General features: G+C 64.0%; 12 protein-coding genes and 1 pseudogene. 7 read left to right on the top strand and 6 right to left on the bottom strand.

Annotated features, from left to right (window positions below):
• Positions 1–105 precede the first annotated feature (105 nt).
• Entirely contained in the window at positions 106–651 is a 546-nt protein-coding gene (locus tag N0Q91_RS25170; RefSeq protein WP_275599451.1) for a Pycsar system effector family protein, read from the top strand.
• Between the two features lie 68 nt (positions 652–719).
• On the opposite strand, the gene N0Q91_RS25165 is transcribed toward N0Q91_RS25170, so the two are convergent.
• Positions 720–1406, bottom strand: coding sequence for a GntR family transcriptional regulator (locus N0Q91_RS25165; protein WP_275599450.1), 687 nt, complete (start codon positions 1404–1406; stop codon positions 720–722).
• Between the two features lie 197 nt (positions 1407–1603).
• Between N0Q91_RS25165 and N0Q91_RS25160 the strand changes: the two genes are divergently transcribed.
• The 6 genes and pseudogenes from N0Q91_RS25160 (at position 1604) to N0Q91_RS25135 (ending at position 8628) form a co-directional block, all read left to right on the top strand.
• Positions 1604–2650, top strand: coding sequence for a 4-hydroxythreonine-4-phosphate dehydrogenase PdxA (locus N0Q91_RS25160; RefSeq protein ID WP_275599449.1), 1047 nt, complete (start codon positions 1604–1606; stop codon positions 2648–2650).
• A 75-nt stretch (positions 2651–2725) separates the two neighbouring features.
• Positions 2726–3712 (top strand): tripartite tricarboxylate transporter substrate binding protein, encoded by a 987-nt coding sequence (locus N0Q91_RS25155; RefSeq protein ID WP_018096162.1) that lies wholly within the window; start codon positions 2726–2728, stop codon positions 3710–3712.
• 106 nt (positions 3713–3818) lie between these two features.
• Positions 3819–4319 carry a tripartite tricarboxylate transporter TctB family protein gene (locus N0Q91_RS25150; protein WP_100671613.1) on the top strand — a complete coding sequence of 167 codons (501 nt, stop codon included), beginning with the start codon at positions 3819–3821 and terminating at the stop codon, positions 4317–4319.
• Between the two features lie 34 nt (positions 4320–4353).
• Positions 4354–5893 (top strand): annotated as a pseudogene (locus N0Q91_RS25145) (tripartite tricarboxylate transporter permease).
• A gap of 58 nt (positions 5894–5951) precedes the next feature.
• Positions 5952–6893 carry a sugar phosphate isomerase/epimerase family protein gene (locus tag N0Q91_RS25140; RefSeq protein WP_275599448.1) on the top strand — a complete coding sequence of 314 codons (942 nt, stop codon included), beginning with the start codon at positions 5952–5954 and terminating at the stop codon, positions 6891–6893.
• A 16-nt stretch (positions 6894–6909) separates the two neighbouring features.
• On the top strand, positions 6910–8628 hold the full coding sequence (locus N0Q91_RS25135) for a dihydroxyacetone kinase family protein (RefSeq protein WP_275599447.1): 1719 nt from the start codon (positions 6910–6912) through the stop codon (positions 8626–8628).
• A 105-nt stretch (positions 8629–8733) separates the two neighbouring features.
• Here N0Q91_RS25135 and N0Q91_RS25130 read toward each other — a convergent pair whose 3' ends face one another.
• Genes N0Q91_RS25130 through N0Q91_RS25110 form a run of 5 tightly spaced genes read right to left on the bottom strand, consistent with a single transcriptional unit; the run spans position 8734 to position 12855 of the window.
• The gene (locus tag N0Q91_RS25130) at positions 8734–9348 is read right to left on the bottom strand and encodes a DapH/DapD/GlmU-related protein (protein WP_275599446.1); all 615 of its coding nucleotides are present in this window, start codon (positions 9346–9348) and stop codon (positions 8734–8736) included.
• Positions 9345–10052, bottom strand: a complete 708-nt coding sequence (gene phnL / locus N0Q91_RS25125) for a phosphonate C-P lyase system protein PhnL (RefSeq protein WP_275599445.1) — start codon at positions 10050–10052, stop codon at positions 9345–9347. The genes N0Q91_RS25130 and phnL overlap by 4 nt, the downstream gene beginning before the upstream one ends.
• A 33-nt stretch (positions 10053–10085) precedes the next feature.
• Positions 10086–10862, bottom strand: a complete 777-nt coding sequence (gene phnK, locus N0Q91_RS25120) for a phosphonate C-P lyase system protein PhnK (RefSeq protein ID WP_010976255.1) — start codon at positions 10860–10862, stop codon at positions 10086–10088.
• Positions 10859–11752: an alpha-D-ribose 1-methylphosphonate 5-phosphate C-P-lyase PhnJ gene (locus N0Q91_RS25115; protein ID WP_275599444.1), complete on the bottom strand. Its 894-nt coding sequence runs from the start codon at positions 11750–11752 to the stop codon at positions 10859–10861. The genes phnK and N0Q91_RS25115 overlap by 4 nt, the downstream gene beginning before the upstream one ends.
• Complete coding sequence (locus N0Q91_RS25110) at positions 11749–12855, bottom strand: carbon-phosphorus lyase complex subunit (RefSeq protein WP_275599443.1); 1107 nt, start codon at positions 12853–12855, stop codon at positions 11749–11751. The genes N0Q91_RS25115 and N0Q91_RS25110 overlap by 4 nt, the downstream gene beginning before the upstream one ends.
• Between the last annotated feature and the right edge of the window lie 2 nt (positions 12856–12857).

Here is a 12857-nt window from a genome sequence, read left to right as displayed (position 1 = left end):
TGAATCCAGTGAATTTAGAGGGAGAAATGTCAAGAGCCCAGTTTTGGGCGGATGTTTTTACTCGTCGAGTGTAATAAAGAGGAGACGAATAAAGGGGAGTGGCGAATGGAAGCCGGGGGTAATCTGTACAAACTCGATCTGCCAAGTGAAGGAGCCGGGCCGGAAGTGGCACTCGGCGCCTATTACGATCACATCAGGAAGATCAACGATGTCTTCGCCGATCAGATAAAGACGTCGGACCAGAAGGCGGCCTATATCTTCACCTTCATGTTCGCCTTTCTCGTCACTTCGCAAGAAGGGCGGAGCGTCTTTTCCTGGCAGCGTTACGCCGAAGGCGGCGGCATGGCGCTGGCCCTGTCGGCAATGCTTGCGCTTGCTTCGGTCTTCTCCATCGTGTCGGCTATACTCGTGGTGCTGCCGAGGAAGAGCACCACCTCCACGACGCTGTTCTGGGGCGCCTGGTCCCGTCATCGCGACAGCTTCATCCGAGCGGCGGAGACCGGCGATCAGGCCTATCTCTTCCGCCAATATGCCGAGAATGCGGACGCGCTTGCGGCGATCGCCTGCGGCAAATACCGCTGTGTCAGCTTCGCTTTCCGTGGCCTGCTGGTAACGGTGCTTGCCTATATCTGCCTGCTGGCGGTGAAGTGATCGGCGCCGAGCGGTGATGCCCCCTGGCCGGCAGGCCAGAGGGCGTATTTCGCTTTTGCGTCGACGCTCTAGACCGCGTCGCGTACCCGTTCCCAGGCCTTCGTCAGATGAAGCCCCAGCACTTTCGATAGCCTGGCCTTGTCGCGCGCTTCGAGCGCGGCGATCATTTCCTGATGTTCGGCGACCGCGGCGGCCCATTTCTCCGGGCCTTCATGGCCGATGAAGCGGATGCGCTTCAGCCGCGTCTGCAGCATGGCATGCATGTCGGCGAGGGCCGCATTGCCCGAAAGCCGGGCGATGGCGGTGTGAATGTCCTGGTTGAGCTTGTAATATTGCATCCGGTCGCCCGCCTCGTAGCGGCGCACCATTTCGTCGTGGAGCGCCCGCACTTCGGCGATCTCCGCATCCGTCGCGGCCTCGCAGGCAAGCCTGCCAGCGAGCTCCTCCAGGGTCTGCAGCACGGTGAGCATGTCCTGAACGTCCTTGGCGCTGAAGCGCTTGACGACGGCGCCGCGGCTCGGGACGAGCTCCACCAGGCCTTCGCTCGCAAGATACTTGATCGCCTCGCGCAGCGGCGTGCGCGATACGCCGAGCTGTTCGCCCAGTTGCCCCTCGTGCAGACGGGTTCCGGGCGGAAGGTCGCCCTCGATGATCATGTCGCGCAGATGACTGACCAGCGTGTCGTGGAGTGCGGTGCGCCGGATGGGGCCCGGGCCGCCTATGGGTCGCTGCTCCAGTGATTTGAGTTCGTTCATTTTCTCGTCTGAACCTTGGGCCCGCCGCGCGGCCCTTCCCCTTGAGTGTGCGCGATTGAATCAGCGCCGTTCATTCAAGCATGGAGACTGCCCCGGAAGTCGTCAACAGAAAATGCTGCATACAGAATACAAAAGACTTGATGCAGAATTTTGAATGACGTATGAGACATTCAAGCATGAAGCGGAGGACATCTCGAATGACGACATCTGGAGCGGACGGAACGAAGGAGCGGCGCCCTGTGATTGCGCTGGCCATGGGCGACCCCGCGGGAATCAGCCCGGAACTGACGGCGCAGCTTCTGGCTCTTTCCGACATCCGCGACGCGGCGCACATCATCGCCATCGGCGATCGCCGCATCCTCGACGAGGGCGCCCGGGTGGCCGGCGTCACGCTGGATCTGGAAGCCGCTTCGCTCGATGCGCTCGACGACGCCGGCACCGTCCGCCACGTCTTCGTGGATCTCGCCCATCTCGATCCGGCCGATGTGGTTCGCGGCGAGGCGACGCTTGCCGGCGGCACCTTCGCCACGCGTAATTTCCGCACCGCCCTCGAACTCGCCCATGCGGGCAAGGCCGATGCCGTCTGCTTCACCCCCTTCAACAAGAAGGCGATGCGCTTTGCCTATCCCGGCTATGACGACGAGATCCGCTTCGTCGCCGATGTGCTTTCCTTCACCGGAAAAGTTCGTGAATTCAATGTTCTCGAAAAGGTGTGGAACGCGCGGGTGACGTCGCATATCCCGCTCAAGGACGTGGCGTCGCACCTGTCGGTGGAGGCGATCCTGGCCGAACTCAAACTGACGCAGGCCTGCCTCAAGGATGCCGGCTACGAGGAGGCGAAGATCGCGGTTGCGGAACTCAATCCGCATGCCGGCGACGGCGGCAGCTTCGGCATGGAAGAGATCGACATCATCGAGCCGGCGGTCGCAAAGGCCAAGGCGCTCGGCTTCAACGTCGAGGGGCCGTTCCCGGCCGATACGGTCTTCCTCCGGGCGCTGAAGGAAGGCTTCAACGCGGTGATGACCATGTATCACGACCAGGGTCAGATCGCCATGAAGATCATCGGCTTCGACAAGGGTGTGACGATGATGGGCGGACTGCCGTTCCCGCTCTGTACGCCCGCCCACGGCACCGCATACGACATCGCCGGCAAGGGGATCGCCGATATAGGCGCAACACGCGAGGCGATCCTGCTTGCGGCCCGCATGGCGAAGAAAAAGAGGGCGCTTTCGGCTGCTGCCTGAATTCGCACGCTTTCGATGAATACCGGCGTGAGGGGAGGTCTCGCGCCGCAATCCAGCTCAAAGGGAGGACCACGCATGAAAAAATCCGTCTCCATCGCAGTAATCGCGGCCGCCGCATTCGGCCTTGCCGCGCCGGCATCGGCCTTCGAGCCGAACCGTCCGGTCGAATTCGTCGTCACCGCCGGCCCGGGCGGCGGCACCGATATCTTCGCGCGCACCATCCAGGCGATCATCGGCAAGTACGAGCTGATGAAGGCACCGGTCGTCGTCACCAACAAGGGCAGCGCCGGCGGCGCGGAAGGCTTCGTCTACACGGCTGGCTACAAGGGTGATCCCTACAAGCTCGCCTTCGGTACCAACAATGCCTATCTGCTGCCGGTCCGCGCCAAGGTGCCCTATACGTCCGAGGACCTGACGCCGGTGGCCTCGCTCGCGTCCGACGAGTTCGTGCTTTGGGTCAATGGCAAGGCGGACTACGCGACGGCTGCCGATTTCGTGGCCAAGGCGAAGGAAGGCGGCCTGAAGATCGGCGGCAGCCAGTCCAAGGACGCCGACCAGATCCTGACTTCGATGATCAACGACGCGACCGGCGCCAAGATCAACTACATCCCCTTCAAGAGCGGCGGCGAGGCGGCCGTTCAGCTTGCCGGCGAGCACCTCGACGCCAATGTCAACAATCCGAGCGAGAACCTCGGTCAATGGCAGGCCGGCATGATCAAGCCACTCTGCGTCTTCAAGAGCGCGAAGTTCACGAGCGACGCCAAGGTCGCCGGCGACAAGGCCTGGAGCGATATCCCGACCTGCAAGGAAGCCGGCATTCCGATCGAGAACTACTCGATGCCGCGCACCGTCTGGCTACCGGCCGGAGTCGAGCCTGAGGTCGTCCAGTTCTATGCGGATGTGCTGCGCAAGGTCTCCGAGACCCCGGAATGGGCGAAATATCTCGCCGACAGCTCGCAGTCTCCTGGCTATATGACCGGCGACGAACTCAAAGCCGTCATCGAAAAGGATGGCGCGACGATCGGCGAAGTGCTGAAGCGCGAAGGCTGGCTCGCCAACTAAGGACCGGTCGATGGGCGCCTGGGCCCGGGGGATGAGGATGCGGGCAGAACCGCATCCATCCTCGGCCTCTCAGGACGCCCATTCTCCGCTTGGAAAGGTCACGATCATGAGTGAGAACAGTGCGAATGGGATCAGCCGCTTTGCGGTGGAACTCGGCGTCGCCGCGCTGACGGGTGCCTTCGGCATCGCTGTCTGCTACGGCTCCCTCGACATCGGTGCGGGCTGGACCGACATGGGTCCGGATGCGGGCTATTTCCCCTTCTATATCGGTCTGCTCATCGTTCTCGGCAGCCTCGCCAATATCGCGCATGCATTCTTCAAGCATCGCGGTACAGGCGAGATCTTCCTCGACGGCGCCCGCGCCAGGGTGGTCGCCTCTTTCCTGCTGCCGGTTGCGGCCTTCGCCGCCGTTTCCGCCTGGCTGGGCCTCTATGTCGGGACGGCACTCTACATCGCCGCGACCATGCTCTTCCAGGGGCGTTACAAATGGTGGATCGCGATCCCCGCAGGACTCGGCGTCTCGATCTTCTTTTTCATCGTTTTCGAAATCGGCTTCCAGGTTCCGTTGCTGAAGGGACCGGTCGAAGCCTGGTTCGGAATTTACTGACCCGCAAGGGTGCAGTGCTTGCGGGAGGAATGACATGGAAAATATCGGTCTTCTGATCGATGGCTTCGGCCACATCCTCAGCTGGAACCACATCCTGCTGATGATCGTCGGCGTGACGCTCGGCATCCTCGTCGGCGTGCTGCCGGGCCTCGGTGCGCCGAACGGCGTGTCGCTGCTTCTGCCGCTTACCTTCTCCATGGACCCGATCTCGGCGATCATCCTCTTGTCCTGCATGTATTGGGGCGCGCTTTTCGGCGGCTCGACGACGTCGATCCTCTTCAACATTCCGGGCGAGCCCTCCTCGGTCGCCACGACGTTCGACGGCTATCCCATGGCGAAAGCCGGTCATGCGAGCCGGGCGCTCACGCTTGCCTTCGTTTCGGCCGGCCTCGGCGCGCTTGCGGGCGTCGTCATGATCACGCTGCTTTCGGGCTGGGTGGCGAACTTTGCGCTCAAATTCTCCTCGCCCGAATATTTCGCCGTCTATTTCCTCGCTTTTGCGAGCTTCATCTCCATGGGCGCGCAGTCACCCTTCAAGACGCTCGTCTCGATGATGCTCGGCTTCGCGCTCGCCTCGATCGGCATGGATACGATCTCGGGCAATCTAAGGCTCACCTTCGACATTCCCGAACTGATCAAGGGCGTGAGCTTCCTGATTGCCGTCATGGGAACTCTTCGGCATCGGCGAACTCCTGCTGACGACGGAAGAGGGGCTGCGCTTCGAAGGCATCAAGGCGCGGGTGCGCCTCTCCGAGATCGGCAGGACGCTGATCGAGATCCCGCGTTACTGGCTGACGATCGCCCGCTCGACGATCATCGGCATCTGGATGGGGATCACGCCGGCCGGCCCGACCGCCGCCTCCTTCATGAGCTATGGCGTTGCCCGGCGCTCGGCGCGCGACAAATCGATGTTCGGCAAGGGCGATCCGCGCGGCATCGTCGCGCCCGAGACTGCCGACCATTCCGCCGGCACATCGGCCCTGCTGCCGATGCTGGCGCTCGGCGTCCCGGGTTCCGCCACCGCCGCGGTGATGATGGGCGGGTTGATGATCTGGGGCCTGACGCCCGGCCCGATGCTCTTCACCGATCGCCCGGACTTCGTCTGGGGTCTGATCGCCTCCATGTATCTCGGCAATGTCGTCGCCGTCTTCCTCGTGATCGCGACGGTGCCGCTTTACGCCTCGATTCTGCGCGTGCCGTTCTCGATCATCGGACCGATCATCGTCGCGGTCATCTTCTCGGGGGCCTACCAGGTCGCGAACTCCGTCTCGGACATCTTCATGGTGATCGGCTTCGGTCTCCTGGGTTATATCTTCAAGAAGCTGGACTACCCGCTGGCGCCGCTGGTTCTCGCCATGGTGCTCGGGGACAAGGCGGAAGACGCGTTCCGCCAGTCGATGCTGATGTCGGGCGGCAGCCTCAACATCTTCTGGTCGAACGGCCTTGTCTCTGCCCTGATGGCCGTTGCTCTTGCGCTGCTTCTCTCCCCGCTCTTCTTCTGGCTGATCGGCACGTTGCGCAGGCGCAAGAACGAGGTTGCCGCTTCGAGCGGCGACGGCAACGCGGCGGCCTGACCGGCCGCCTCGTCCCGTACCCCTAGATCCAATTTCTTCAAATCCCGAGGAGTCCGCCATGGCGCCGCGCAAATGGAACCGTGACAACTGGCCGATTGCGGCCGCGATGATCCAGTATCCCAACCTTTTGCCGGACGGCCGTTCGGTGCAGGACCAGCCGGTCGAGGAGTGGGCGGCGACGCTCGCCGACGTGGTGGATGCCGGCTTCACCGAACTGGATCCGACCGACAGCTGGATACGGCTGGCCGATCTTTCGGTGGAGCGTCTTGATCAGTTCGTGGGCCTGACACGGTCTCTCGGCCTCACGATACCGGCGATCTCCACCTCCCGGCGCAGCCTCATAGACCCGGAACATGGCGAGGAATACCTCGCTTACGGACACCGGGTCGTCGAGGCGGCTGCCGCCGTAGGCGCGGGCTCCGTGTCCTTCGGCTTCTTCGGTCCGCTGACGGAGGCGCAGAAGAAAGTCCTCTGGTTCTGGACGGTTGACGGCGTGAAGAACCCCGACGATGCGGGAACCTGGCAGTTGGCGGTTTCGCGTGTTCGCGAACTCGGCCGCCATGCCGAAGAACTCGGCATCGAAGTCTCTCTGGAGATGTATGAGGATACCTATCTGGGCACGGCCGACAGTTCCGTGCGCTTCGTTCAGGAGGTAGGCCTCGCCAATGTCGGCATCAATGCGGATCTCGGCAATCTCATCCGCCTGCACCGGCCCGTGGAACATTGGCAGGAAATGATGGCGAAGGTTGCGCCTTTTGCCAAATACTGGCACGTCAAGAACTACAACCGCACGGAAGATCCGGCATCCGGCGTCATCGTCACCCATCCGGCCCCGCTCGAATTCGGCCTTATCAACTATCGGGCGGCAATTCGCATGGCGCTGGCGCATGGCTTCGACAGTCCCTTCCTCTGCGAGCATTACGGCGGTGACGGCCTTTCCGTCAGCGCCGCCAATCGGGACTATCTGAGGCGCATCCTGCCTCGACAAGAAGGACATTGAAGGGGACATTGAAGCGATGACCACGATCTTTGACGCTCCGGAAGATTTCGCCACGACCGCACTCGCAGGTTTTGCAGCGATCTATCAGCGCAACGTCCGCCTGGTGAAGGGCGGCGTCGTGCGCTCGACCAAGGTGCCGAAGGGCAAGGTCGCCGTCGTGGTCGGCGGCGGCTCGGGACATTACCCGGCCTTTGCGGGTTATGTCGGGCCGGGGCTCGCCGACGCGGCGGTCGCCGGCGATGTCTTCGCCTCGCCCTCGACTGCGGCGGTAGCCCGCGTCTGCCGCCATGCCGACCAGGGCGGCGGTGTATTGCTCGGCTTCGGCAACTATGCGGGCGACGTTCTGAATTTCGGGGTTGCGGCCGAACGGCTTCGCTCCGAAGGCATCGACGTGCGCATCCTGCCCGTGACCGATGACGTGGCGAGTGCGCCCGCGGAGACGTCGGCCAAGCGCCGCGGGATTGCCGGCGACCTCGTCGTCTTCAAGATCGCCGGCGCGGCAGCGGAAGCTGGCAAATCGCTCGACGAGGTCGAGCGGCTCGCGCGTCACGCCAATGACCGGACGGTATCCTTCGGCGTCGCTTTCGGCGGCTGCACGCTTCCGGGCGCCACCGGTCCGCTTTTCACCGTGCCGAAGGGCCAGATGGCGCTCGGACTCGGCATTCACGGGGAACCGGGCGTCAGCGAGGAGACGATCGCGACGGCGAGCGATCTCGCGAAGCTTCTAACCGGCAAGCTTCTTGCCGAGCGCCCCGCAGGCTCCAGGAAGGTGGCGGCCGTGCTGAACGGTCTCGGCTCGACCAAATATGAAGAACTTTTCGTGCTTTGGACGGCGATCGCAAGACAGCTCAGCGATGCGGGCCTCGAAATCGTCGACCCCGAATGCGGCGAATTCGTCACCAGCCTCGACATGCAGGGCTGCTCGCTCACCCTTCTCTGGCTGGACGAAGAGTTGGAGGCGCTCTGGCGCGCGCCCACGGATGCGCCGGTGCTGCGAAAGGGTGTGATCATTGCCGCCGAACCCGCGACCGACGAGATCGTAGACGCCGACGGCCCGCAGTCTTTCGGCCCCGCAGCGGAAGCCTCGAAGGAAAGCGGCAAATGCATAGCCCGGCTGATCGGCAACATTGCCGAGGCGCTGAAGGACGCGGAGGAGGAACTTGGCCGCATCGACGCCTTTGCCGGCGACGGCGATCACGGCCAGGGGATGCGCCGCGGTTCGGCCGCCGCATTCGACGCAGCAAAGGCGGCGGCCGCGGCTGGGGCAGGGGCCGCAAGCGTGCTTGCTGCCGCGGGCGACGCCTGGGCGGACCGCGCCGGCGGCACCTCGGGCGCGATCTGGGGCCTGGCCCTGCGCTCCTGGAGCAATGCCTTCAGTGATGAGGATAAGGTGAGCGACGCGGCGATCGCGAAGGGCTCCCGCCTCGCACTCGACGGCGTCACGCGTCTCGGCCGCGCGCGCGTGGGCGACAAGACGCTGGTCGACGCGCTGGTGCCTTTCGTGGAGACGCTGGAAAGGGAATCCGCCGCCGGCAGGCCGCTTGTGGAAGCCTGGAACGCGGCGGCCAAGGCCGCTCAAGAGGCCGCCGATGCGACCTCCGCGCTGACCCCGAAACTCGGCCGCGCCCGGCCGCTGGCCGAAAAGAGCATCGGCCACCCGGATGCGGGTGCCGTTTCGCTGGCGCTGGTGGCTCGGGTCGCGGGTGCGTTTTTGATGGAAGCTGCGGCCGCCTGATACGCTTGCGGCGGCGGATTTGCCCCTCTCCCCGGCTTGTCCCTTCTCCCCGTCGAAACGGGAGAAGATCGCGGCAGCGGGATGAGGGCATCATACGCGCGGCGCCTAGCTATACCGCACAAGAAACTCCTCCGCCGTCAGTTCCCGGAAATCGTCCAGCGCATGGCGTAGCTTGGTGTGGTCCCAGTCCCACCAGGCGAGCTGATCCATGGCTTCGCCGACCCGGGCCGTGAAGCGATCTCGGATGAGTCTCGCAGGTACCCCGCCGACGATCGTGTATGGTGCGACGTCCTTGGAGACGACGGCGCCGGCGCCGATCACGGCTCCATTGCCGACACTCACGCCGGGCAGGATCGTCGCGCCATGGCCGATCCAGACGTCATGGCCGATCGTCACCCGGTTCTGCCGGCGCCAGGCGAAGAGATCGTGGTCGGGCTCCGCATCGTCCCAATACATCGGGGCGCGATAGGTGAAGTGATGCAGCGTCGCCCGCCAGGTGGGATGGTTGGTGGCGTTGATGCGCACGGCTGCGGCGATGTTGACGAATTTGCCAACCGTCGCGCACCAGATCGAACCATCCTGCATGATGTAGGAATAATCACCGAACTCCACCTCGTCGAGGCGCGAGCGTTCCCGGATTTCGGTGTAGCGGCCGAGCGTCGAGTTCACGACGCTCGCTGTCGGATGGATAGTGGGTTCGAGGTCGAGTTTCTGGCTCATGCGGCGTATTTCCTTGGCGAGAATTCCGATACGTCGATGATGCGGTCGGCGACCGCCTCGCGTACCTCCTCGTCATGAAAAATACCGATCAGGGCCGTGCCGGTCGCCTTCTTCCCCGCGATCATTTCCACCACCACTGCGCGGTTCTTTGCATCGAGCGAGGCCGTCGGTTCGTCGAGGAGCAGGATCTGATGGTCGGTGATGAAGCCGCGGGCGATATTGACCCGCTGCTGTTCGCCGCCGGAGAAGGTGGCCGGCGGCAGGGCCCAGAGTTCCCTCGGCAGGTTGAGCCTCGAAAGCAGTTCGGCCGCACGCTCCCGCGCTTCGGCGGCCGTCACACCGCGCGCCTGCAAGGGCTCGGCGACGATGTCGAGGGCGGAGACGCGCGGCACGACACGCAGAAACTGGCTAACATAGCCGAGCGTCGTGCGGCGCACCTCGAGCACGGTGCGCGGCTCGGCCGTTGCGAGGTTCACCAGGCGGCCGTCATGCTCCACCAGGATCTGGCCTTCGTCGACGCCGTAATTTCCGTAGAGCATCTTGAGGATCGAGCTCTTGCCGACGCCGGAGGGGCCGCCGAGCACGACGCATTCGCCGGCCTTCACCGAGAAGGAGACGTTCGCGACCACCGGCAGGCGCACGCCGTCGCGAAGGTGCATGGTGAAGCTTTTCGCGACTTCCGAGACAACGAGGGGAGTTGGCATGGTCTTTACTTTCCGTTGCGCATTGTCAATGCGTCACACCTGAAGAATCGAGGAAACGAGGAGTTGCGTGTAGGGCTCGCGCGGATCGTCGAGCACCCGGTCGGTCAGACCCTGTTCGATGACGGCGCCGTCCTTCATCACCATCATCCGGTGCGAAAGGAGGCGCGCCACGGCGAGGTCGTGGGTGACGATGACCGCCGCAAGGCCGAGGTCGTGGACGAGGCCGCGAACCAGATCGAGCAGGCGTGCCTGCACCGAGACGTCGAGGCCGCCGGTCGGCTCGTCCATAAAGACGAGGCGGGGCGAGGTGACCAGATTGCGGGCGATCTGCAGGCGCTGGCGCATGCCGCCGGAGAAGGCGCGCGGCTGATCGTCGATCCGGTCCTCTTCGATTTCCACGCGCCTCAGCCAGTCGCCTGCCGCCGCGCGGATATTTCCGTAGTGCCGGTCGCCGACCGCCATCAAGCGCTCGCCGACATTGGCACCGGCCGACACCGTCATCCTCAGCCCGTCTGCCGGGTTCTGATGCACGAAGCCCCAGTCGGTGCGCATCAGAAAGCGACGCTCGGCCTCGCTCATGCGCGCAAGATCCCGGTACTGGCCGTCGCGCATGTGATATTCGACGATGCCGGATGTCGGCATCAGCCGGGTCGAGAGGCAGGAGAGCAGCGTGGTCTTCCCCGAGCCGGATTCGCCGACGATGGCGAGCACCTCGCCCGGATAGAGCTCGAAGGAGACGTTGCGGCAGCCGATGCGACTTCCATAAAATTTCGAAACGTCACTGACTTTCAGAAGCGGCACGGCGCTCATACTGCAGCCTCCTGGCTTTCTTTCGCGGCGGGGGCGAGCATGGCACCGGCATGGCCGTGCGCCCGGCGATCCTCGCAATGGTCGGTGTCGGAGCAGACGAACATGCGCCCGCCCTTGTCGTCGAGCACGACCTCGTCGAGATAGACGTTCTCGGCGCCGCAAAGGGCGCAGGGCTTGTCGAATTTCTGAACCTCGAAGGGGTGATCCTCGAAATCGAGGCTGACGACCTCGGTATGGGGTGGCACCGCATAGATGCGCTTCTCCCGGCCGGCGCCGAAGAGCTGGAGGGCCTCCGACATATGCATCTTCGGATTGTCGAATTTCGGCGTCGGCGAGGGGTCCATCACGTAACGGTCCTCGACCTTCACAGGATAGGCGTAGGTCGTGGCGATATGGCCGTTGCGGGCGATGTCCTCGTAGAGCTTCACATGCATGAGCCCGTATTCCTCGAGCGCATGCATCTTGCGCGTCTCGGTTTCGCGCGGTTCGAGGAAGCGCAGCGGTTCCGGAATGGGCACCTGGTAGACGAGCGTCTGCCCCTCTCTCAGTTGCTCCTCGGGAATGCGGTGCCGCGTCTGGATGATCGTCGCCTCCGTCGTCCTCGTGGTGACGGCGACATCGGCGACCTTCTGGAAGAAGGCGCGGATCGAAACGGCGTTCGTCGTGTCGTCGGCGCCCTGATCGATCACCTTGAGCACGTCGTCGGGCCCGAGGATGGAGGCGGTCACCTGCACGCCGCCGGTGCCCCAGCCATAGGGCATGGGCATTTCGCGGGAGGCGAAGGGCACCTGATAGCCCGGGATGGCGATCGCCTTCAGGATCGCGCGGCGGATCATCCGCTTCGTCTGCTCGTCCAGATAGGCGAAGTTGTAAGTTGCGAGGTCGTTCATTCGGCGGCCTCCTTAATGCCGTCCCTGCCGCCGGCCTGGGCGGCGTCGTGTTCCCGGCGCATGCGCCTGACCAGGTCGAGCTCGGCCTGAAAATCAACGTAATGCGGCAGCTTCAGATGTTCGACGAAGCCGGTCGCCTGGACGTTGTCGGCATGCGAGATGACGAATTCCTGATCCTGGGCGGGGGCGACGATGTCCTCGTCGAATTCGTCGGTCCGGAGAGCCCGATCGACCAGCGACATCGACATCGCCTTGCGCTCGCTCTGGCCGAAGACGAGTCCGTAGCCGCGGGTGAATTGCGGCGGCTGCTTGGCCGAGCCCTTGAACTGGTTGACCATCTGGCATTCGGTAACGCGGATGACCCCAAGTGAAACGGCAAAGCCCAGCTCCGGCAGCTCCAGTTCGACCTCGACCTCGCCGATCCTGACCTCGCCGACGAAGGGATGCGTGCGGCCATAGCCGCGCTGCGTGGAGTAGGCGAGCGCCAGCAGGAATCCCTCGTCGCCACGGGCAAGCGCCTGCAGGCGGAGATCGCGCGCCATCGGAAATTCCATCGGCTCGCGCGTCAGGTCCCCCGCCACGTGAGCTTCCGGCATCTGGCCGTCGCCCTCGATCAGGCCTTCGCCGTCGAGAATGTCGGAGACGCGCATGACATGTTCGCCCGGCTCCTTGAGCGCCGGCTCATCGACCGGCTGTTCGCCGATGAGCGACGGGTCGAGAAGTCGGTGTGTATAGTCGAAGGTGGGGCCGAGCAGTTGGCCGCCGGGGAGATCCTTGTAGGTGGCCGAGACGCGCCGTTCGACCTTCATTTTTGCGGTGTCGACCGGTTGGGAATAGCCGAATCGCGGAAGGGTCGTGCGGTAGGCGCGCAGGATGAAGATCGCCTCGATCATGTCGCCGCGCGCCTGGCGCACGGCAAGCGCCGCAAGCGCACGGTCGTAAAGCGAGGCCTCGGCCATCACGCGGTCGACCGCGAGCCCGAGCTGCTCGACGACCTGTTCTATGGTGATCGCGGGCAGCGCCCGGTCGCCGCGCCGGCGATCGGCCAGCAGCCGGTGAGCATTGGCAATGGCGGCTTCTCCGCCCTTGACGGCTACATACATGC

Source organism: Sinorhizobium prairiense, from assembly GCF_029201645.2.
GTDB lineage: Bacteria > Pseudomonadota > Alphaproteobacteria > Rhizobiales > Rhizobiaceae > Sinorhizobium > Sinorhizobium meliloti_A.
The sequence above is the reverse complement of the archived record's forward strand: the minus strand, read 5'-3'. Positions and strand labels throughout refer to the sequence as shown.